The organism is Streptomyces sp. NPDC057697 (assembly GCF_042799335.1).
In the GTDB taxonomy this organism is placed as follows: domain Bacteria; phylum Actinomycetota; class Actinomycetes; order Streptomycetales; family Streptomycetaceae; genus Streptomyces.
The window spans coordinates 56904-78089 of record NZ_JBHVJA010000019.1; the positions used below are offsets into that span (position 1 = coordinate 56904).

The 21186-nt window shown below is 71.4% G+C and carries 21 protein-coding genes; 13 read left to right on the forward strand and 8 right to left on the reverse strand.

Annotation, left to right across the window (positions count from 1 at the left end; translation table 11 throughout):
- Positions 1-5 precede the first annotated feature (5 nt).
- The 3 genes from ACFVFH_RS33060 to ACFVFH_RS33070 are packed head-to-tail and all read left to right on the forward strand — an operon-like array spanning position 6 to position 3477.
- Positions 6-1814: a cytochrome c biogenesis protein ResB gene (locus ACFVFH_RS33060; protein ID WP_383775782.1), complete on the forward strand. Its 1809-nt coding sequence runs from the start codon at positions 6-8 to the stop codon at positions 1812-1814.
- On the forward strand, positions 1811-2899 hold the full coding sequence (ccsB, locus tag ACFVFH_RS33065) for a c-type cytochrome biogenesis protein CcsB (protein WP_383775785.1): 1089 nt from the start codon (positions 1811-1813) through the stop codon (positions 2897-2899). The genes ACFVFH_RS33060 and ccsB overlap by 4 nt, the downstream gene beginning before the upstream one ends.
- Positions 2900-2949: 50 nt before the next feature.
- Positions 2950-3477, forward strand: a complete 528-nt coding sequence (locus ACFVFH_RS33070; RefSeq protein ID WP_383775788.1) for a hypothetical protein — start codon at positions 2950-2952, stop codon at positions 3475-3477.
- Between the two features lie 10 nt (positions 3478-3487).
- Here ACFVFH_RS33070 and ACFVFH_RS33075 read toward each other — a convergent pair whose 3' ends face one another.
- The 4 genes from ACFVFH_RS33075 to ACFVFH_RS33090 all read right to left on the reverse strand — a co-directional run bounded on the left by ACFVFH_RS33075 (position 3488) and on the right by ACFVFH_RS33090 (position 8179).
- A complete protein-coding gene (locus ACFVFH_RS33075) occupies positions 3488-5053 on the reverse strand; it encodes an ABC transporter substrate-binding protein (protein ID WP_383775791.1) in 1566 nt (521 codons plus the stop codon).
- Positions 5046-7133, reverse strand: a complete 2088-nt coding sequence (locus ACFVFH_RS33080; RefSeq protein ID WP_383775794.1) for a hypothetical protein — start codon at positions 7131-7133, stop codon at positions 5046-5048. The genes ACFVFH_RS33075 and ACFVFH_RS33080 overlap by 8 nt, the downstream gene beginning before the upstream one ends.
- 184 nt (positions 7134-7317) lie before the next feature.
- On the reverse strand, positions 7318-7761 hold the full coding sequence (locus ACFVFH_RS33085) for a nucleoside deaminase (RefSeq protein WP_383775796.1): 444 nt from the start codon (positions 7759-7761) through the stop codon (positions 7318-7320).
- Between the two features lie 22 nt (positions 7762-7783).
- Positions 7784-8179, reverse strand: coding sequence for a PLD nuclease N-terminal domain-containing protein (locus ACFVFH_RS33090; RefSeq protein ID WP_383775798.1), 396 nt, complete (start codon positions 8177-8179; stop codon positions 7784-7786).
- A 234-nt stretch (positions 8180-8413) separates the two neighbouring features.
- Here ACFVFH_RS33090 and ACFVFH_RS33095 point away from each other — a divergent pair, with 234 nt between their 5' ends.
- The 3 genes from ACFVFH_RS33095 (at position 8414) to ACFVFH_RS33105 (ending at position 11862) form a co-directional block, all read left to right on the forward strand.
- The gene (locus ACFVFH_RS33095) at positions 8414-9871 is read left to right on the forward strand and encodes a menaquinone biosynthesis decarboxylase (RefSeq protein ID WP_383775801.1); all 1458 of its coding nucleotides are present in this window, start codon (positions 8414-8416) and stop codon (positions 9869-9871) included.
- On the forward strand, positions 9868-10785 hold the full coding sequence (gene mqnP, locus ACFVFH_RS33100; protein ID WP_383775804.1) for a menaquinone biosynthesis prenyltransferase MqnP: 918 nt from the start codon (positions 9868-9870) through the stop codon (positions 10783-10785). The genes ACFVFH_RS33095 and mqnP overlap by 4 nt, the downstream gene beginning before the upstream one ends.
- Positions 10786-11178: 393 nt before the next feature.
- Positions 11179-11862, forward strand: coding sequence for a DUF4232 domain-containing protein (locus ACFVFH_RS33105; RefSeq protein ID WP_383775806.1), 684 nt, complete (start codon positions 11179-11181; stop codon positions 11860-11862).
- Positions 11863-11915: 53 nt separating this feature from the next.
- Here the strand turns inward: ACFVFH_RS33105 and ACFVFH_RS33110 are convergent, their stop codons facing one another.
- Entirely contained in the window at positions 11916-12539 is a 624-nt protein-coding gene (locus tag ACFVFH_RS33110; protein WP_383775809.1) for a rhomboid family intramembrane serine protease, read from the reverse strand.
- A 138-nt stretch (positions 12540-12677) separates the two neighbouring features.
- On the opposite strand from ACFVFH_RS33110, the gene ACFVFH_RS33115 reads away from it, so the two are divergent.
- On the forward strand, positions 12678-13352 hold the full coding sequence (locus ACFVFH_RS33115; RefSeq protein WP_383775811.1) for a UbiX family flavin prenyltransferase: 675 nt from the start codon (positions 12678-12680) through the stop codon (positions 13350-13352).
- A gap of 8 nt (positions 13353-13360) precedes the next feature.
- Here the strand turns inward: ACFVFH_RS33115 and ACFVFH_RS33120 are convergent, their stop codons facing one another.
- Entirely contained in the window at positions 13361-13495 is a 135-nt protein-coding gene (locus ACFVFH_RS33120; RefSeq protein ID WP_358941099.1) for a hypothetical protein, read from the reverse strand.
- 132 nt (positions 13496-13627) lie between these two features.
- On the opposite strand from ACFVFH_RS33120, the gene ACFVFH_RS33125 reads away from it, so the two are divergent.
- From ACFVFH_RS33125 to ACFVFH_RS33150, 6 genes are all read left to right on the forward strand, one after another.
- The gene (locus ACFVFH_RS33125) at positions 13628-14083 is read left to right on the forward strand and encodes an Lrp/AsnC family transcriptional regulator (protein ID WP_342282446.1); all 456 of its coding nucleotides are present in this window, start codon (positions 13628-13630) and stop codon (positions 14081-14083) included.
- Positions 14084-14187: 104 nt separating this feature from the next.
- Complete coding sequence (gene mqnE, locus ACFVFH_RS33130) at positions 14188-15351, forward strand: aminofutalosine synthase MqnE (RefSeq protein ID WP_383775814.1); 1164 nt, start codon at positions 14188-14190, stop codon at positions 15349-15351.
- A gap of 113 nt (positions 15352-15464) precedes the next feature.
- The gene (locus ACFVFH_RS33135) at positions 15465-15992 is read left to right on the forward strand and encodes a GNAT family N-acetyltransferase (protein ID WP_383775817.1); all 528 of its coding nucleotides are present in this window, start codon (positions 15465-15467) and stop codon (positions 15990-15992) included.
- 174 nt (positions 15993-16166) lie between these two features.
- Entirely contained in the window at positions 16167-16421 is a 255-nt protein-coding gene (locus tag ACFVFH_RS33140; protein ID WP_383775906.1) for a DUF4229 domain-containing protein, read from the forward strand.
- A 443-nt stretch (positions 16422-16864) separates the two neighbouring features.
- Entirely contained in the window at positions 16865-18211 is a 1347-nt protein-coding gene (locus ACFVFH_RS33145; RefSeq protein WP_383775820.1) for a dicarboxylate/amino acid:cation symporter, read from the forward strand.
- A 169-nt stretch (positions 18212-18380) separates the two neighbouring features.
- A complete protein-coding gene (locus ACFVFH_RS33150) occupies positions 18381-19034 on the forward strand; it encodes a TetR/AcrR family transcriptional regulator (RefSeq protein ID WP_383775909.1) in 654 nt (217 codons plus the stop codon).
- On the opposite strand, the gene ACFVFH_RS33155 is transcribed toward ACFVFH_RS33150, so the two are convergent.
- Positions 18964-19848: a MaoC family dehydratase gene (locus tag ACFVFH_RS33155; RefSeq protein WP_383775822.1), complete on the reverse strand. Its 885-nt coding sequence runs from the start codon at positions 19846-19848 to the stop codon at positions 18964-18966. The two genes, ACFVFH_RS33150 and ACFVFH_RS33155, sit on opposite strands and share 71 nt — an antisense overlap.
- Before the next feature lie 5 nt (positions 19849-19853).
- Positions 19854-21173: a 3-oxoacyl-ACP reductase gene (locus tag ACFVFH_RS33160; protein ID WP_383775825.1), complete on the reverse strand. Its 1320-nt coding sequence runs from the start codon at positions 21171-21173 to the stop codon at positions 19854-19856.
- Positions 21174-21186 lie beyond the last annotated feature (13 nt).

Consider the following 21186-nt stretch of genomic DNA (forward strand, 5'->3'; position numbering starts at 1 on the left):
GTTCCATGAGCAACACCAAGTCCAACCCCCCCGCCCCGGAGCGCGCGCGCCCCGACGAGCGGAAGGCGCGCGACGAGCGGGACCGGGAGAACGCCCGCGAGCTGGGCGCGGCCGGCTCCCAGCTCTCCACCGCCCCGCGCGAGGAGAGCGCGGCCGGTCTGCCCGCCATGGGCGTCATCGGCTGGATCCGCTGGTTCTGGCGGCAGCTCACCTCGATGCGGGTCGCGCTGATCCTGCTCTTCCTGCTGTCGCTCGGCGCCATCCCCGGCTCGCTGATCCCGCAGAACAGCGTGGACGAGATGAAGGTGGAGACCTTCAAGAAGGCCCACACCACCGTCTCGCCGCTCTACGAGAAGCTCCAGTTCTTCGACGTCTACAGCTCGGTGTGGTTCTCCGCGATCTACATCCTGCTGTTCGTCTCCCTCATCGGCTGCATCGTGCCGCGCACCGGCCAGTTCATCGGCCAGCTGCGCAGCCGGCCGCCGGGCGCCCCCAAGCGCCTGACCAGGCTGCCCGCGTACACCACCTGGCGCACCGGGGCCGAGCCCGAGGAGGTCCGCGAGGCCGCGCTCGCGGTGCTGCGGAAGCGGCGCTACCGCGCGCACACCGTGGGCGACGCGGTCGCCGCGGAGAAGGGCTATCTGCGCGAGGCCGGGAACCTGGTCTTCCATGTCGCCCTGATCGTGATGCTGGTGTCCTTCGCCTACGGGCAGCTCTTCAAGTCCGAGGGCGGCAAGCTGATCGTCGAGGGCGACGGCTTCTCCAACACGATCACCCAGTACGACGACTTCAAGTCCGGTTCGCTCTTCGACGACGACTCGCTCGCCCCGTTCAGCTTCACGCTCGACAAGTTCACCGGCACCTACGAGCGCAGCGGCCCCCAGATCGGTACGCCCAGGACCTACGAGGCCCATGTGACGTACGAGAAGGGCGCCTTCGGCAAGCCGCGGAAGACCGTCATCAGGGTCAACGAGCCCCTCGTCGTCGACGGCACCAAGGTCTATCTCAACGCGCACGGCTACGCGCCGGTCGTCTCGGTCAAGGACGGCAAGGGCAAGGAGGTCTACCGCAACGCGGTGCCGCTGCTGCCCATCGACAACAACGTCACCTCGACCGGTGCCATCAAGGTCTTCGACGGCTACCGCGACAAGAACGGCAAGAAGACCCAGCTGGGCTTCCAGGCGTTCTTCGTGCCGACCTTCGCGGGCAACGGCAAGGGCACGATGTTCTCGCAGTTCCCGGCCCCCGACATGCCCGTACTGGCCCTCAACGGCTACTACGGCTACCTCGGCCCCGACTCCGGGCTGGCGCAGAACGTGTACCAGCTGGACAAGACCAAGATGAAGGAGTTCAAGGACGCCGACGGCAAGCAGCTCAAGCAGCGTCTGCTGGTCGGTGAGACGATGAAGCTGCCCGACGGCGCGGGCTCCATCACCTTCGAGGGCATCCAGGAGTGGGCCAGCTTCCAGATCTCGAAGCAGCCCGCCAGCGGCTGGGCGCTCACCGGAGCGGTCGCCGCGATCGCCGGACTCGCGGGCTCCCTCTTCATCCAGCGGCGCCGGGTCTGGGTGCGGGTGGCCCCCGGCGCGGACGGCGTCACGGTCGTCGAAATGGCGGGTCTCGGCCGCAGCGAGTCCGCGAAGCTCCCCGAGGAGCTGGCCGACCTCGCGGTCACGCTCATCGCCTCGGCGCCCGCCGCGCCCGAGGCCGACACCGCGCCCGGCACCGATACCGAGCCCGGTTCCTCCCCCGAACCGGAGTCCGACTCCGTCGAAGAATCCTCCGAAGAACCTGCCGAAGGGGCTGAGAAGTGAATCTCGCCGCCGCAACCAACGAGAACCTGGCGCACACCAGCAATGTGCTGATCTATTCGTCGATGGCCGTCTACACCCTGGCCTTCTTCGCGCACATCGCGGAGTGGGTGTTCGGCAGCCGCAGCAAGGTCGGCCGCACCGCCGCCGCGCTGACCGGCGCCGAGGGCGCGGACGCCGCCGGCTCGGTGAAGGTGCAGGTCGCGCAGCAGGGCGGCGGCACCGCCGTACTGGACCGGCCGAAGATCATCACGCGTGCGGCGGCCGGTTCCCGCGACGTGCCGGACGGGCCCGGCGCGGCCGGCGGCACGTTCAAGGGCGATCTGTACGGGCGGATGGCGGTCTCCATGACCGTGCTCGCCTTCCTCGTCGAGGCCGCCGGGGTGGTCGCCCGCGCGCTGTCCGTGCAGCGTGCCCCCTGGGGCAACATGTACGAGTTCTCGATCACCTTCTCCACGGTGGCGGTCGGCGCGTACCTGATCCTCCTCGCCCTGAAGAAGAACGTCCGCTGGATGGGGCTGCTCCTGGTCACCACCGTCCTGCTGGACCTCGGCATCGCGACCACGGTGCTCTACACCTCCAGCGACCAGCTGGTGCCCGCGCTGCACTCGTACTGGCTGTGGATCCACGTCTCCACCGCCATCATCTGCGGTGCCGTCTTCTACATCGGCGCGGCCGGCACCCTGATGTACCTCTTCCGCGACAGCTACGAGAACAAGATCGCCAACGGCGGGCAGCCCGGCTCGTTCGCCCAGTCCGTGCTCTCCCGGCTGCCCGCGGCCGCGACGCTCGACAAGTTCTCCTACCGCGTCAACGCCGCCGTCTTCCCGCTGTGGACGTTCACGATCATCGCGGGCGCGATCTGGGCGGGCGACGCCTGGGGCCGCTACTGGGGCTGGGACCCCAAGGAGGTCTGGTCCTTCATCACCTGGGTCGCGTACGCCTGCTACCTGCACGCACGCGCCACCGCGGGCTGGAAGGGCCGCAAGGCCGCCTATCTGGCGCTGATCGCCTTCGGCTGCTGGCTCTTCAACTACTACGGCGTGAACATCTTCGTCACCGGCAAGCACTCCTACGCCGGCGTCTGATCCCGTCACGCAAGGGTGCGGATTCCGCACCACCGGGCCACGCTGGAACCATGACCGATGCGACCCCCGTCATCGAGCCCGGCACCAGCGAGACCCACGGTGACCTGCACACCCTGAGGTTCACGCTACGGCTGCCCCACCCCGTCCCGCGGGTGTGGGCAGCCGTCGCCAGTTCCGGGGGGCTGCCCGGCTGGCTCGCCGCCGCCGACCCCTTCGAGCCGCGCATGGGCGGAGCGATCACACTCCACTGGCTCAACACCGGCCAGGACGGGCGGGCCACGGTCGCCTCCGGCACCGTCACCGCCTGGGACATCGAACGGATCGCCGAATACACCTTCGACGGGCTCCACGGCCGGGTCCGCTTCCATCTGGAGCCCCCGCGCGGCGACCACGTGCTGCTCCGGTTCACCAACGAGCTCCGGGGCGACGACGAGCTGCGCCTCGACTGCCTGGCGGGCTGGCACGACCACTTCCTCCACCTGGTGGACGCGCTCGGCGGATACCCCGCCGACTGGACGAAGTGGACCCCGGTCCGGTGGGCCGCGCTGCGGGAGGAGTACGTGGCGGCCGAGCGGTGACCGGCCGGGGTCAGGGCGCCGATGACGGCGGCAGACAGGTGGCGTCCGGCGGGGTGCGCTCCGGCCAGGCGAGCGCCACGAACCGCTGACCGGCGTCCTCGGGCGACAGCTCCACCACCGGAACCGCCTTGTTGTACGGGTTGCCGTGGTTGTCCAGACAGATCCAGCCACTGGCCCCCGACACCTTCAGCGAGCCCTTCACCCGGGGCCACTGCTCGCCCACGTCCGTGAGCTGCGGCAGCCGTTGGCCCTCCGGGGTCGCCTGCCGGATGGCGTGCACCGCCAGGGCCATCGCGTCGTGCGCGATGATGATCTGGCCGTCGGTCAGGGCCCGGTGGTCCGTGGGGCCGATCGGGCCTGCGGGCGGCTTCGACACCGTGGCCAGAAGCTCCAGGAAGTCCCGGTAGTCCGCCGGGGAACCGCCCGTCGTCGTCCCGCCCTTCCCCGAGGCCGCGGCCCAGGCGTCCGGGTGCGCCAGCGAGGCATAGCGGACGGTCACCTTCCGGCGTAGCGCGCTCCGGTCGAGCTTCTTGTCGCTGCCGAGGTACGAGCCCTCGTCACCGGTCAGGATCGTGAACGCGCGGTTCTGGCAGCCCCGGGCCCCGAGCGCGTTGATGAACTGCCGCAGCTGGACGTGGCGGCCGGCGAAGAACACCGTATCCGCGTCCGTGTCGCAGATCAGATGGGTGATCTGCTGGAAGGTGTTGGCCGTGGTGCCCTCGTCGTTGGGGTCGCTGCGCGAGGTGAACAGCTCCGGCTGGTAGCGGGTGCCCTTGACCAGCGAGGTGAAGGCTGCCCGCAGGGTGTCCGTGTAGTGGTCCCCGGTCCGGGTGTCCTGCACCAGCAGCGCCTTGTCCGCCTTCACCCGCCCGAAGTGGGCCAGGGCGCGCGCCTCGTCGCGGTTGGTCGGCGAGACCCGCGCCAGGCCGGGGAACGGGTCGCCCTTCGCGCCGTTGGCGATGTCGTCGGCGGTGATCGTGGTGCCGACGACCGCGATGTGCGCGGCGGTCAGCTCCTTGACCGCCGACTTGACCTGCGTACTGCTGGTGGCGACCCCCGATACGGCCCGCAGGTGGTCCGGGGCCCCGGTCATGCCCTTCAGCCGGTCCACGGTCGGCCGCCACAGCAGGTTGTTCCTGCCGGTGTTGGCGAGTACCAGCCGGATCTTCGGCACCTGGTCGTTGGAGAGGCGGTTGGCCCGGTACTGCGCGGCGAACGCGCCCTGCAACTCGCGCTGCATCTTCGTCCGCATCGCCGCGTCCGTCGAGGTCAGCGGCAGCAGCAGCGCGACCGTCGCGTACCGGCCGGGCTTCAGAGTGGCGTTCTCCCGGTCGATGGCCGCGGCGACCCCGGCCAGCTCCGACTGCCCGAAGTCGTAGCCGTCGCCGGAGACCCCGACGCACTCGTCACTGCCCTGCGGCCGCTCGACGCCCGGGGCGCAGGAGCGGTCCTCGGGGGCGGTGAGGCGGCCGATGCCGTACCAGCCGGACGTGATCACCAGGGCGGCGAGCACCACCGAGGTGACGACCCTCTGCCGCGCGGTGTACCAGAGGCGGTAGCGCAGTGGATTACGCATCGGGCCCGCCGTCCCCCGGCCGCTGCCCGCCCGGCGGCATGGACAGCGGCCGCCAGGCCCGTACGTCCCGGGGCCAGTGCGTGGCCGCGTCCCACAGCACGCTGTTGCCGGTGGGATGTCTGCCGGACAGTTGCCGCAGTTCGTGCGCCATCTTGTCGATCACCTCTTCGTCCGGCAGGGCCAGTGGATCGGACAGCAGCCATACGCCGTGCAGCAGCCGGCGCAGCAGTACGTGCAGCTCGGCCGCCGGGGGGTCGAGCCCCCTCGGCGCGGTGTTGTCCGCCCGGCCGAGCGCGACCGCGCGCCGCGGGTCGGGGCCGACGGACCCCCGGGTGCGCGGGTACGGGGCCGAGGCGATGAAGCGCAGCAGCGCGAGCCACGCCGACACGTCCGGTTCGTCGAACCGCAGCCGCAGATGGCTCACGCACGCCTCGGCGTCGCCCAGCACCAGCTTCTGGTGGAGCAGACGCGGGACGCTGGGGTGGCGGCCACCGGGGGCGTACGCCCCGCGAAGCGAGACGTGCACCGCCTGCCACACCGCGTAGGACGGATGGTCGCCGTCCTGGAACCGCAGCCGGTGCAGCAGCAGCGACCGCAGCAGCGGATCGGCGACGAAGTGGCCGGGCCCGACCGGCCAGTCGTCCGCCCGCAGCGCGTCGCGCATCCGCAGCGCCACGTCCCCGTCCGGCGAACCCCGGCCGAGACGGCTCCCCGCCAGCAGCCGCGCCGAGTCCTCGCCGTGCGCGGCGGCCAGCACGGAGAGGAAGTCCAGCCGCTGCCCGGCCTCCGGCAGCAGCCGCGCGAGCAGCTCGTCCGCCACCTGCGCGGGCGCCCGGTCCTCGCGCACCTCCACCGTGCGGTCCAGCAGCGAACCCGGCACCAGCGACGCGGGCTCCGCCGCCTCGCCCGCCGCCAGCGCCAGCAGCTCCACCGCCAGCGGACGCCCGCCCGTCAGCCGGTGCACACCACGGGCCAGCCCGGCGGGGATGCGGCCCGCCCGGTCGTGCCGGTCGAACGCGGCGCGCACCTGCTCCGGATCGAGCGGGGTCAGCTCCACGGCGAGGATCCCGGAGGTCACGCCCGTCCCCCTGGACCAGCGCGAGGCGTGCGCCACCTCCGGAAGCCGCCGGCGCACCGCGTGGCTCAGCCCCTCGTGGTCCCGGACCCGGGAGGAGGCGAACACCGCGATCCGGTCCCGGACCCCGGCGGCCCGCTGCCGTAGCAGCGGTTCCACGAGTTGGCGGCCCAGCGGTGTGTGCGCGTTGTCGATCAGCAGCACCGGGCGGCCGCGCCGGGCGCCCCAGGACAGCCCCCCGTACGCCCCGACCAGGTCCGCGGCCAGCGCGAGCACCAGATGGTCCTCGGCGCGGCGGCGCAGATCCCCGCCGCGCTCGAAGTCGACCGCCAGCTGGCGCAGCCCGATCCGGCCGTTGCCGCCCGCGTGCGGATAGCTCCCGTACCAGTCCGCGGAACGGCGCTGGAAGCGGCTGAACGATTCCTCCAGGACCGTCTCGATGGTGGCTTCCGCGATCATCCCGGCCATCGGGGCCATCGAGTCGAAGGCGTTGGCGGCCAGTTTCGTCAGCACTTTGGTGACCCAGCCGGTCGCGGCGTCCCCGCGGCCGTCGACGGTCGCCAGGATCGGGCCGAGCGACTGGAGGTCCCGGCGCGCCCGCGTCTCGTCCTCGCGGGTCCAGGAGATGGAGGCGACCGCCACGAGCCCGAGGCTCAGCCGGGGGAACGACACCGGACGCGCGGCGCGCACCCGCGCCGTGAGCTGGGTGGCGAACTCCGGCAGCGCCCCGGTGACCGGGGTCCAGCCGGGGCCCGCGTCCTCGGGCGCCACGACGGTCTCGCAGTCGATCAGGGCGACCGGGGTGGTCTCCCGGTACAGATGGCGCAGCTGCTTGAGGACGGCCGTCTTGCCCATGCCGCGCCCGCCGGTCAGCACGGCGACCGGCGGATCGTCGCGGTGCTCGTAGGCGACCCGGGCGGAGCCGTACGGAGTGAGGCCGGTCAGGCGCGCGGCGAGTCCGTCGTCGTCGAAGATCGCCTCGCGTCCGTACAGCTCTCTCTCCACAGCACCCCCCGGCGTCGACGCTTGATTCGATCTGTCACAGCGTCAACACAAGGATATCGCCGGGCTGTTGGGGAGTGGAGAGGATTTTCGAACGTTCTGACGGGGCGCGCGTGCGCGCGGGGTGCGCAGGGCACGGCGGTGCGTGGGGTGCGCAGGGCGCGGCGGTGCGTGGAGCGCGGCGGGATCAGCCGGCGCCGATGTCCTCGTTCCAGAGGTCGGGGTGGTCCCGCACGAAGCCCCGCATGAGCGCCTCGCACGCGGTGTCGTCGAGCAGCACGATCTCCACGCCGTGCCGGGCCAGCCAGTCGTGCCCGCCGCGGAACGTCCGGGCCTCGCCGATCACCACCCGGGAGATCCCGAACTGCCGCACGAGGCCGCTGCAGTACCAGCAGGGGGAGAGCGTCGTCACCATCGTCGTACCCCGGTACGAGCGCTGCCGCCCGGCCGCCCGGAAGGCCGCGGTCTCCGCGTGCAGGGAGGGATCGCCGTCCTGGACACGCCGGTTGCGGCCCCGGCCGAGAAGGACGCCGTCCGGTCCGTACAGGGCGGCGCCGATGGGCACCCCGCCCTCGGCGAGACCGGCGCGGGCCTCGTCCAGAGCGGTGGCGAGCATGTCCGCGTCGCGCATGGGGTCCTCCCGGCCCGGGGGCCTACTCGCCCGAGGGGCTCGGGCTCTCCCCGTTCTCGCGGCGCTTCAGCTCCTCCTCGCGGCGGCGCAGATCGGCCTCCCAGTCCTTGAGGACCGACTCGTCCTTCTTGTTCTCTTCCTTCAGCGCGTTCAGGAACTCGGGGTTGTCGTCCGGCGCCACCCACCGCGCACGGTGGTTGCGGTGCCATTCGGACGGCGTACGGCCTCCGGCGGGCGCGTGGCGCATCTTGCCGGCGGCCAGCCAGACGATCGGGCCGACGATCCAGAACAGCAGGATGATGAAGACCCAGGCGATCTTCGGCAGGTGCTTGGCCTCGTCCTCGGGGGTGTTCAGGCAGTCGATGAACGCGTAGATCGTCAGCGCCAGAGGCAGGAGATAGATCAGGGCCCGGAACATGGTGGAAAAGTCCCCCTGCGGAGAGTTGGCGGGGCTTGTCCCGCCCCGGTTGGGGCCCAGCGTAGCCGGTGTCCGTGACATACCACGGCGAGCCGGGTGAACCGGCGCCGAGCGGGCCGGGCCGCTGGATTCCAGGTGTGCGGGGGCGGCCGCGTCGCGCCGGAGGCGCCGGGCCGGGGCCGCCGGGGTGGGGCACCCCGGGTGATCGTCGACGGTGATGACAAACTGGACGGCATGGCTTACGACGATCTTCGTTCCCTCCTCCGGGCCCTGGAGCGCGAGGGCGAGCTCAAGCGCATCAAGGCCGAGGTCGACCCCTACCTGGAGGTCGGCGAGATCGTCGACCGGGTGAACAAGGCGGGCGGCCCCGCGCTGCTCTTCGAGAACGTCAAGGGGTCCTCGATGCCCCTGGCCATGAATGTCTTCGGCACCGACAAGCGGCTTCTCAAGGCGCTCGGCCTGAAGTCCTACGACGACATCAGCGACAAGATCGGCGGGCTGCTCAAGCCGGAGCTGCCGCACGGCTTCGTCGGGGTGCGGGAGGCCTTCGGGAAGCTCGGCTCGATGGTGCACGTGCCGCCGAAGAAGGTGAAGCAGGAGAGCGCCCCGGTGCAGGAGGTCGTGCTCACCGGAGACGACGTGGACCTGGACCGGCTGCCCGCGCTCTTCACCTGGCCCGAGGACGGCGGCTCCTTCTTCAACCTGGGGCTCACGCACACCAAGCACCCGGAGACCGGCGTGCGCAACCTGGGGCTGTACCGGCTCCAGCGCCACGACCGGCGCACCATCGGGATGCACTGGCAGATCCACAAGGACAGCCGCAACCACTACCAGGTCGCCGCCAAGCGCGGCGAGCGGCTGCCGGTCGCCATCGCGTTCGGCGCCCCGCCCGCCGTGACGTACGCCTCGACCGCCCCGCTGCCGGGGGACATCGACGAGTACCTCTTCGCCGGGTTCATCCAGGGCAAGCGGATCGAGATGGTCGACTGCAAGACCGTGCCGCTCCAGGTCCCGGCGCAGGCCGAGGTCGTCATCGAGGGCTGGCTGGAGCCCGGGAAGATGCTCCCCGAGGGGCCGTTCGGCGACCACACCGGCTTCTACACCCCGCAGGAACCGTTCCCCGCACTGACCATCGACTGCGTGACGATGCGGAAGCGTCCGCTGCTCCAGTCGATCGTGGTGGGCCGGCCGCCGACCGAGGACGGGCCGCTGGGGCGGGCCACCGAGCGGTTCTTCCTGCCGCTGCTCAAGATCATCGTGCCGGACATCGTGGACTACCACCTGCCGGAGGCGGGCGGCTTCCACAACTGCGCGATCGTCTCGATCGACAAGAAGTACCCGAAGCACGCGCAGAAGGTGATGAGCGCCATCTGGGGCGCGCACATGATGTCGCTGACCAAGCTGATCGTGGTCGTGGACTCCGACTGCGACGTCCACGATCTGCACGAGGTCGCCTGGCGGGCGCTCGGCAACACGGACTACGCGCGGGACCTGACGGTCACCGAGGGGCCCGTCGACCATCTCGACCACGCCTCCTACCAGCAGTTCTGGGGCGGCAAGGCGGGTATCGACGCGACGAAGAAGTGGCCCGAGGAGGGTTACACCCGGGACGGGGGCTGGCCGGACATGGTCGAGTCCGACCCGGAGACGGCGGCGAAGGTCGACCGCCGGTGGAAGGAATACGGACTGTGAGCGCCGCCGAAGCAGCACTGGGCTCCGGGCCCGTACAACCGAACAGCAAGGTCAAGGCGTTCCTCCGGCTCGTGATGATCGAGCACTCGGTCTTCGCGCTGCCCTTCGCGTACATCGCCACCCTGACCGCGATGTTCCGGGCGGACGGGTCCATCGACTGGGTCACCCTGCTGCTCGTCACCGTCGCGATGGTGGGGCTGCGGACCTTCGCGATGGCCTGCAACCGGATCATCGACCGGGAGATCGACGCCCGTAACCCGCGCACCGCGAGCCGGGAGCTGGTCACCGGGGCGGTCTCGGTGAGGTCGGCGTGGACGGGGGCGCTCGTCGCCGTCGTGGTCTTCCTCGGCGCGGCCGCGCTGCTGAACCCGCTCTGCCTGGCCCTCGCGCCGGTCGCCGTCGTCCCCATGGTGGTCTATCCGTACGGGAAGCGGTTCACCCACTACCCGCACGCCATCCTCGGTCTCGCGCAGGCGATGGGGCCGGTCGGCGCCTGGCTGGCGGTGACCGGCAGCTGGTCGTGGGACGCGGTGATCCTCGGCCTCGCGGTCGGGATCTGGATCGGCGGCTTCGACCTGATCTTCGGCTGCCAGGACGTCCAGGCGGACCGGGCGCACGGGGTGCTGTCGGTGCCGGCCCGGTTCGGTGTCCCGGCCGCGCTGTGGGGCGCGCGGGTCTGCCACGCGGTGACGACCGGGCTGCTGGTCTGGTTCGGGCTGGCCACGGAGGCCGGGCTGTTCTACTGGATCGGCATGGTGATCGTCGCCGTCGCGTTCGTGTACGAGCACCGGGTGGTGCGGCCGCACGACCTGTCCCGGCTGAACCGGGCGTTCTTCTCGGTCAACGGATTCATCGGGATCGCGCTCTTCGCGTGCGCGCTGCTGGACCTGCTGGTGCGGGGCCTGACGGTCTGAGCCCGGCCGGGGCCGGACCGCGTGCAGGGTCGGCGGGGCGGGCGGGCCGGGCGGGGTGGTGCGTCAAGGACCGCCGCGTCACGGGTCCGTCCCAGGGGACCGCGTGCGCGACGGGTGCCGAACGGGCGTGGGAACCGCCCTCGCGGCGGCGCGGTGGGCGCCGCGCAGGCCCCCGTTTTCCTTGCCGGAGGGCGGCTGGAGCGGGTCCGGGGCGGGTGGGAGCCGCCCGGCGGTGCTGCGCTTCGTGCCCGGTGGCGCGTGTAACAGGGGTGTATTAGCGGGCGGTTGGGCGGAACGGTGCGCCGGGCCCGGTGGCTCTTGGTGATCAGGAACGCCCGCTCGTACCGACGCGGAACGAGCAGCCGGCCCCCCACCGACACCGAGGAAGAAACCATGCGCGTACAGAAGCTCACCTTCGCCGCCCTGGCCGTTGTCGCCGGTCTCTCGCTCACCGCCTGCCAGAACGGCGAGGACGACCTGGGGCAGACCGCCCCGCCGTCCGCGTCCTCCACGAGCGGTGGCGCGGGCTCGGGCGGTGCGGACCAGGACGGCGGGAAGGACTCGGCCGGAAAGGGGACCGGCGGGCAGGACACGTCTGGCGGTAACGGGTCCGCCGGGAACGCGTCCGGCGGGAGCGGGTCCGGTGGGAGCGGCGGCGCGGGCAAGTGCCGTACCGACGACCTGGACATCAGCGCGACGGACAGCACCATCGGCGGCGACAGCGAGGGGACCGTCGCGGTGGAGTTCAAGAACGGCGGCCCGGACTGTGTGCTCTCCGGGTACGCGGGCATCGACCTGAAGACCGCCGAGGGGGCGATCTCCGCGGAGCGCACCGGTCAGAAGTCCACCCCGATGACCCTCAAGAGCGGGAAGTCGGTGTACTTCGGCATCAACTACCCGCTCAACACCTCGGGCGGCTCCGGCGTCCGCGTCACGGGCCTCGTGGTGACCCCGCCGAACGAGACGAAGTCGTTCTCCCTCGAATGGCCGGGCGCCGCCACGCTGCCCGTCACGGACGGTTCCGGCTCCGCGGTGAAGGTCGGCCCGATGGGCAGCGCCGGTCAGGGCGAGGGCTGACCCGGACGCCACGGGTTCCGTCCGCGCCCCGCGCCACGGGTTCCGTCCGCGCCCTACGGTATGAGCGGCCGGGCGGACACCGGCGTGCCGCGGCGGCGGAAGACGAACGCCGCCGCGACGCCCGCCGCCAGCCCGAACAGATGCCCCTGCCAGCTGACCGAGGTGTTGGCGGGGGAGATCCCCACCAGGATCGACGAACCCCATATCGCGCCGATCAGCAGACCGGCGCCGATGTCGAGCAGTCTGCGGTCGACGAACCCCCGGACCAGCAGATAGCCGAAGAGGCCGAAGACCAGTCCGGACGCGCCCGCCGTGTTGGAACCGCCGGGCGAGACCAGCCAGACGCCGAGACCGTCGACCACGATGATCATCGCGGCCACGGCGGCGAATCTGCGGATGCCGCTCAGCGCGGCCAGGAAGCCGAAGACCAGCAGTGGCAGGCTGTTGGCGGCGACATGGCCGAAGCCGAAGTGGATGAAGGACGCGGGCACCACGTCCAGCAGCTCGGAGGCCCGGCGGGGCTCTATTCCGAATGTGTCCAGCGCATGGCCGGTCGAGACGTCGACGACTTCGAGCAGCCAGAGGAACGCCACCCAGCCGAGCATCACCTTGGCCGCGGTCCTCGCGCGACCGCCCGCGTCCCACGCCGTCGCGGACTGATGTGACGATGCGGCCATCGTGCCCCCCTGTCGGCCCCTGCCGGTCCCTGTCGTCCCCTGCCGTATCCGTTCCACCCCTGGAACGCCCGGGGCACCTTGTTCGGTTCCGGTTCCGTACTGCCGGATAGGCTCAGGAGTGTGGATTCCGGGACTTCAGTGAGTCAGCAACGACGACAGCCTTGGATCGTCGGGGTTTCAGGCGCTTCGGGCACCCCTTTCGCGGCCGCCGTGCTGCGCGGTCTGCTGGCCGCGGGGGAGAGCGTCGATCTGGTGGTGAGCCGGGCCTCGCGGCTGACGCTGCTGGACGAGACCGGGATCGCCTTCCGCGACGCGCACTGGCAGGAGGACCTGCGCGGCTGGCTGGCGCGCGGGGCGGACGGGAAGCCGCACACCTTCGACGTGGACGTGGCGGGCGTACGGCACTGGGCGGCCGGTGATCTCGCTGCGGGCCCGTCCTCGGGCTCGTACCCGGCCAAGGGGATGCTGATCGTCCCGGCCTCGACGGCCTGTGTGGCGGGGGTGGCGCTCGGTCTCTCGAAGGATCTGCTCCAGCGGGCCGCGAGCGTGACGCTCAAGGAGCGGCGGAAGCTGGTCGTCGCCGTGCGGGAGACCCCGCTCAACGGGCAGACGCTGAAGCATCTGGTGAGCCTGGACGAGGCGGGAGCCGTGGTGCTGCCCGCCTCTCCGGCGTTCTACGCGGGGGCGACGCACATCCAGGACCTGGTGGACTTCGTCGCCGGGCGGGTGCTGGACGCGGCGGGCGTGCCGCACGAGCTGTACCGCCGGTGGGAGGGGGAGCTGGGTGGCGGCTCCCGTGACTCCCGTGGCTGAGGGTGTGGTCAGCGCTTCTTCATGGCGCGCGGCTTGCGGGTCCGGTCGACCCGGTGCGCGGCGGCGGGCTGGTGGGCACGCGAGCGGTTGGCCAGGTCCTGCAGCTCGCGCATCCGGGCGTAGGCCATCTCGATCGAGTACACGGTGTTCTCACTCCTGAAGATTCGAAAGCATTTTTTGGATGTTCGGAAAGATTTGCAGGCGATGAAGCCTGCATGCCTTAGATTCTACACGTAGACTCGCGATACTGCTGAACAATGGAAGGTTTCAGTCATATGGACGCGGTGGACAGGCAGCTCATCCAGGCCCTCAGGGAGAACGGCAGGGCCTCGTACGCCGAGCTGGGGCGGCTCGTCGGGCTCTCCGGGCCCAGCGTCACCGACCGCATCAACCGGCTGGAAACCGCCGGTGTCATCACCGGCTACCGTGCCACCGTCGACGCCGCGTCCCTGGGGCTCGGGGTCACGGCCCTGATCGGTATCTCGCTCTCCGACGCCGCCGACCACGAGGACGTGGCGCGCCGGCTGAAGGACCTCGCGGAGATCGAGGACGCCTGGTTCATCGCGGGCGACGACTCGTACATGCTCAAGGTGCGCGTCGGTGACGTGGACGGCCTGGAGAAGACCATCCGCCGGCTCAGCGGCACACGGGGCGTCTCGCGCACCCGCACCACGATCGTGCTCTCCACCAAGTGGGAGAACCGGGTCGGAGAACTTCCCGAGGAGCCGTAGGCGTAACGTGGTGGAGCCCCCGGGGGACCGGGGGTTCGCCCCGGTATCGCCCATCACCGGGCACCGGGAAACGCACAGTACGTCGACAACTGGGAGGCAGCCGCATGGATGTCGGGCTCAAGCGCGAGCTGGAGGAGAAGGTCCGCGCAGGGGAGCGGCTGACCCGTGAGGACGGTATCGCCCTCTACGAGTCGGACGACCTGGCCTGGCTCGGCGGCCTCGCCCACGAGGTGCGCACGCGCAAGAACGGCGACGTCGTGCACTTCAACGTCAACCGGCACCTCAACATGACCAATGTGTGCACCGCGTCGTGCGCCTACTGCTCGTTCCAGCGCAAGCCGGGCGAGAAGGACGCGTACACCATGCGCATCGAGGAGGCCGTCCGCCTCGCGAAGGCGATGGAGGGCGAGAACCTCACCGAGCTGCACATCGTCAACGGGCTGCACCCCACGCTGCCGTGGCGCTACTACCCGCGCTCGCTGAGCGCGCTCAAGGAAGCGCTGCCGCAGGTCTCCCTGAAGGCGTTCACCGCCACCGAGATCCACCACTTCGAGACCATCTCCGGACTCTCGGCCTCCGAGATCCTGGACGAGCTGATCGAGGCCGGTCTGGAGTCGCTGACCGGCGGCGGCGCGGAGATCTTCGACTGGGAGGTCCGTCAGCACATCGTGGACCACGCCACCCACTGGGAGGACTGGTCGCGGATCCACCGCCTGGCCCACGAGAAGGGGCTCAAGACCCCGGCGACCATGCTGTACGGGCACATCGAGGAGCCCCGGCACCGCGTCGACCACGTGCTGCGGCTGCGCGAGCTCCAGGACGAGACCGGCGGCTTCCAGGTCTTCATCCCGCTGCGCTACCAGCACGACTTCGTGGACATGAAGGACGGCAAGATCCGCAACAAGCTCCAGGCGCGGACGACCATGGCGACCGGCGCCGAGGCGCTGAAGACCTTCGCGGTCTCGCGGCTGCTCTTCGACAACGTCCCGCACGTCAAGGTCTTCTGGGTGATGCACGGTGTGCAGACCGCCCAGCTCGCGCTCCAGCACGGCGCCGACGACATGGACGGCTCGGTCGTCGAGTACAAGATCACGCACGACGCGGACAACTACGGCACGCCGAACAAGCTCGGCCGCGAGGACCTGCTGGACCTGATCCGCGACGCGGGCTTCCGGCCCGTCGAGCGCAACACGCGCTACGAGATCATCCGCGAGTACCCGGGCCCGGACGCCGGACGGCGCGAGTCGCCGCAGCCGATGCGCGTCTGACCCGCGGGATCGTCAGCGGTTCGGTACCACGGGAGCCCCGGCCTTCGGCCGGGGCTTTCTCGCGTGCTGGACCGGGTTTGGGGCTCACGGCAAGTAATAGTTAATCTGCATCTATGGCACTTACATTTGAGCTGGACCCCCCGTTCGACCGCGCGCTGCGGGACGGTGTCGCCGAGCTGTGGACCGAGGTCTCCAACGCGGGCGGCGCGGTCGGTTTCGTACCGCCCGTCACGACCGACGACATCCGGCCCGAGCTGGTCAGGCACCTGGTCGCGATGGCCGAGGGGCGCACCCGTCTGCTGGTCGGCCGCGACGAGGACGGCGCCGTCGCGGCCACGGCCTTCCTCGCCCTCAACAGCCACCGGCTGATGGCCCACTGGCTCTGGCTGTACACGGTGATGGTCCACCCCCGCCACCAGGGCAAGGGGTACGGACGCGATCTGATGGACGCGGCGGCGCGGGCCGCCCGGGGCATCGACGGGATCGAGGCCGTCCGGCTCACCTGCCGGGGTGGGACCGGCGTCGACCGGTTCTACGCCTCGTGCGGGTACAAGGAGGTCGGACGGGTGCCCGACGCGATCCGGGTCGCCGACGGGGACGACCGCGACGACATCATCATGCTGCTGCCGCTCGGCCGCTGAGCCCCGCCCGCCCCGGCCCGCCCGGCCGCGCCACCTCCTTTGGCGGAGCCCTCCGAACTGATCGATTCCGGGGCATGCTTCACTGGTCGGGCAGGAACGAAGGACCGTCATACGCCGAGAGAGAGGCCAACTGTGTCCGCTGCCAAGCCGAGCGCGACCATCCGGTACACCGCGATGCGCCTCAGTATCTTCGTCGGCTGCTTCGCCATCGCGGCCGTGGCCGTCCATTTCGGCCTGCTGCCCTCCGGGACGAACGGCTCCAATCTCGTCTGGGTGATTCTGCTCGCCCTGGTCCTGTCCGCGCCGCTCAGCTACGTACTGCTGCGCAAGCAGCGCGACGAGATGTCCGTGCAGATCGTCTCCACGGTCGACCGCGCCAAGGAGCGCCTGGAGGCCAACCGGACCCGCGAGGACCACGTCACCCCGTGACGGCGGCGCCCGCGACGGAGTGAGAGCCACGTAAGGACTGCGTAAGCTTCCTCACACCCGCGCCCTTTTCATTCGAAACCCCAGCACCGGAGCGTCCGCTCCTGTACTGGGGTTTTGTCGTTCCGGCGGGAGTCCGGGGCGCCCGGGGGCGCGGGCGCGGGTGCGGTGCGGGCCCGGCCGGGTCAAAGAAGACCTTTGAGGTTCTCAAAGTTCAAGTGTTAACGTGTTCGACATGAAGACAGCAGTGCGCCATCGATTCGCCGCGAGCGTCCCGCTCGTGGAGCGCCTGCACGTCGACCTCTGCCGCTGTATGTCCGCGGTCTGTTGCCGCAACGTCTGAACGGCACCATGCAGCGGCGCCGCCCCTGACGCGGGCGCCGCACCCCCCGTCCCCCGCACAGTCGTCCCCGTGCGTCCCGATGCGTCACATCTGGAGTGTGTCCGTGTCCGCGAACCCCGCGTCCACCGCTGCCGGCAGCCCGTCCGGCTCCGGTTTCCGTATACCCAAGGTCCCGTTCTGGGCCCAGATAGTCGCCGGTCTCGTCCTCGGTGTCGTGCTCGGCTGGCTCACGCGCACATACGACATCGGCTGGCTCTACACCACGCTCGACAAGGTCGGCCACATCTTCGTCCAGCTGCTGAAGCTGGCCGTCGCGCCCCTCGTCTTCTTCGCGATCCTGGTGTCGATCACCAACCTGCGCAAGGTCAACAACGCCGCCCGGCTGGCCACCCGCACCCTGCTCTGGTTCATGATCACCTCGCTGATCGCGGTCGCCATCGGCCTCGCGATCGGCCTGATCACCAACCCCGGCTCCGGCACCGGCCTCACGCCGAAGGACGGCAAGCTGCCGGAGCACGCGGGCTCCTGGCTCGACTTCCTGACCGGCATCATCCCGGACAACGTGATCACGCCGTTCACCGAGCTGAACGTTCTCCAGATCGTCTTCATGGCCGCCGTCGCCGGTATCGCCGCTCTCCAGCTCGGTGAGAAGGCGCAGCCGATCCTCACCCTCAGCGAGTCCGTCCTGGAGCTGCTCCAGAAGGCCCTGTGGTGGGTCATCCGCCTCGCCCCCCTCGGCACCGTCGGCCTCATCGGCTACGCGATCGCGGACTACGGCTGGGACCTGATCGGCAAGTACGCGACGTTCACCGCCGACGTCTACATCGGCTGCGCCCTGGTGCTCTTCGGGGTGTACCCGCTGCTGCTCGCCACCGTCGCCAAGCTCAGCCCGGTGCAGTTCTTCAAGGGCGCCTGGCCGGCGATCCAGCTGGCCTTCGTCTCCCGCTCCTCGGTCGGCACCATGCCGGTCACCCAGAAGGTCACCGAGCGCCTCGGCGTCCCGAAGGAGTACGCCTCCTTCTCGGTCCCGTTCGGCGCCACCACCAAGATGGACGGCTGCGCCGCGATCTACCCGGCGCTGGCGGCGATCTTCATCGCGCAGATCTTCGACGTGCAGCTCGGCGTCGGCGACTACATCCTGATCGCGTTCGTCTCGGTGATCGGCTCGGCGGCCACCGCCGGTCTCACCGGCGCGACGGTCATGCTGACCCTCACGCTCTCGACGCTGGGCCTCCCGCTGGAGGGCGTCGGTCTGCTCATGGCCATCGACCCGATCCTGGACATGATGCGGACGGCCACCAACGTGGCCGGGCAGGCGCTGGTCCCGGTGATCGTCTCGGCCCGCGAGAAGATCCTCGACCACGACGCGTACAACTCGGCCTCCTCCTCGCCGGTCGACGGCGACGAGGTGCGCGACACCGAGCCGGAGCGGGTTCCGGTCGCCGCGTAACCCCCGCGCACGCACGGCACATGGCAGCGCCCCCGGTCCCCGCCCCCGCGGCAGGACCGGGGGCGCTGTCGTACGCGGCGGGGCGGAGGCCCGCGCCGTACCCTTGCCGGGGGAGCGGGCACACCGGGGGCGGGAGGAAGTCGACGTGGGTGCGGTGAAGAGCAGACGGATGCCGCGGGCCGTGCGCGAGCAGCAGATGATGGACGCCGCGGTGCGGACCTTCGGGCAGCGCGGGTACCGGGCCGCGTCGATGGACGAGATCGCCGAGCTGGCGGGGGTGTCCAAGCCGCTCGTCTATCTGTATCTGAACTCCAAGGAGGAGCTCTTCACCGCCTGTATCCGGCGCGAGGCGAAGGCGCTGGTCGAAGCGGTACGGGCCGGGGCGGAGCCGGGGCTTCCGGCCGACCGGCAACTGTGGTCCGGGCTGCGGGCGTTCTTCACGCACACCGCGGAGCATCCGGACGGGTGGGCGGTGCTGCACCGCCAGGCGCGTACGCACGGGGAGCCGTTCGCCGACGAGGTGACGGCGATGCGGGACGAGATCGTCGCCTTCGTGACGGAGCTGATCGGGGCCGCGGCCCGCGAGGCGCACCACGATCCGGCGCTGCCCGACCGCGATGTGGCGGGGCTGGCGCAGGCGCTCGTGGGGGCCGCGGAGTCGCTCGCCGGATGGGCGAACGAGACCCCGGGCGTCTCGGCGAAGGAGGCCGCGGCCACCCTGATGAACTTCTCCTGGGCGGGCCTGGAGAGCCTTATGAACGGCCGTCCCTGGCAGCCGCCGGATCCGTCCGGGGGCCGGGCGCGCGGCGGGTCCGCCCGGTGAGGTGGACGCGGCCGGCGCCGCGCAGCTGGAAGCCGGTGGCGTCCGCCGCGTAGGTGACGGTGGCGGGCAGCAGGACGGGGGCCCTGAAGTCGGCCCGCACCCAGCTGATCCCGTCGGGGCGCGGTTCCTCGGCCAGGCAGCGGGCGACCGTCCACATGCCGTGGGCGATGGCCCGGGGGAAGCCGAAGAGCCGGGCGGTGAGCGGGTACAGGTGGATGGGGTTCCGGTCGCCCGAGGCGGCACCGTAGCGCCGCCCCAGATCGCCGGGGAGGTGCCACTCGGCGACGGCGGGAAGCTCCGGGGCGGAGGCCGGGGCTGGGCGCTCGGCCGGTGGGGCTGCGGTCGTCGGGTGCCGGGAGAGATAGCCGCTGCGGGACTCCCAGACCGGCTCGCCCGCCAGCCGCGCCTCGGTGACCACCGTGACCTCGGTGCCGCGCCGGTGCGGTGCCAGCTCCTGGGCGTACACCGTGAGTTCGAGCGGGTCGGCGGGGCGCAGGACCCGGTGCCGGGTGATCTCGATCCAGGTGTGGACGAGGCCGACGACCGGCAGTGGGAACCCCCGGGCGGTCATCAGCCGCATGGCGAGCGGGAAGCCCAGCACATGCGGGTAGGTGAGCGGCAGCGCGTCCGGTACGTCGGCCGGGCCCGGGGCCGGGAAGCCGCAGACGCGGCGGTACGCGGCGAGCGGGGCGGTGGCGGCCGGGGCGGCCGGGCGCACGGCCCGGCCGGCCGGCAGGACGGCGCCGGGGCGGCCGGGGCGTTTGAACGGGGAGGTGACGGCGCCGCGTACGAGCGCCGCGTTCAGGTTCGGCACGGGGGTCACGCTCCCAGCAGGCTCTGGCCGCAGACGCGTACGACCTGGCCGTTGACGGCCGTCGAGGCGGGCTGGGCGAACCAGGCGGTCGTCTCGGCGACGTCGACCGGGAGGCCGCCCTGACCGAGGGAGTTCATCCGGCGGCCCGCCTCCCGGATGAGGAGGGGGACGGCCGCGGTCATCTTCGTCTCGATGAAGCCGGGGGCCACCGCGTTGACCGTGACGCCGTGGTCGGCGGCGGCGCGCGGGGCCAGGGCGCGGACCAGTCCGATGATGCCCGCCTTGCTGGCCGCGTAGTTCGTCTGGCCGTTGTTGCCCGCGATGCCCGCGATGGACGCGGTGGCGACGATCCGGCCGCCGCGGTTGAGGGTGCCCGCCGCCAGCAGGGCGTCCGTGGTGCGCAGCACGCTGTCCAGGTTCACGTCGACGACCGGGGCCCAGCGGTCCGCGGGCATGTTGGCGAGGCGGCGGTCACGGGTGATGCCCGCGTTGTGGACGAGGACGTCGAGGCCGTCGGGGAGCGCGGCGGCGATCCGCTCCGCGGCGTCGGGGGCGGTGATGTCCAGCGGCAGCGCGGTGGCGCCCAGTTCCCCGGCGGTGCGGGCCAGCTCGTCCCGCGCCTGCGGGACGTCCAGGCAGAGGACCCGGGCGCCGTCCCGGGCCAGTACCGAGGCGACGGAGGCGCCGATGCCGCGCGCGGCGCCGGTGACCAGCGCGGTGCGCCCGGCGAGCGGGACCGTCCAGTCGGCCACGGGGGCGGGCGTGGCGGCGGTCAGCCCGATCACCTGGCCGCTGATGTACGCGGAGCGGGGCGAGAGCAGGAAGCGCAGGGTGGACTCGGCCGAGGCGACGCCTTCCGGGTCGACGCGGAGCAGCTGTACGGTGGCGCCCCCGCCGATCTCCTTGCCCAGGGAGCGCACGAACCCCTCCAACGCCTGCTGGGCGGCGGCCTGGTGGTGGTCGTCGGCCGAGGGCCGCACCCCGAGCACCACGACGCGCCCGCCCGGGGCGAGGGAGCGGATCACGGGGTGCAGCGCCGCGTGGACACCGGCGAGCCCGCCGGGGGTGACGACGGCCGTCGCGTCGAGCACGATCCCGGCCGGACGCTCGGCGCGGTCGGTGACGTCGAGGCCGGTGGCCGCCAGGAGGGCGGCGAGCTCCTCGGTGACGGTGGAGTCCCCGGCGGTGAGGTGGAGCACGGGGCCGTCCAGCGTCGGGGTCCCTGGCGACCAGCGGCGCAGGCGGGCGGGTTGCGGGAGGCCGAGCCGCCGGGTCAGGAAGCGGCCGGGTGCTGTGCCGGTGAAGTGCAGATAGCGGTCGGCCATTGTCCAGACTCCC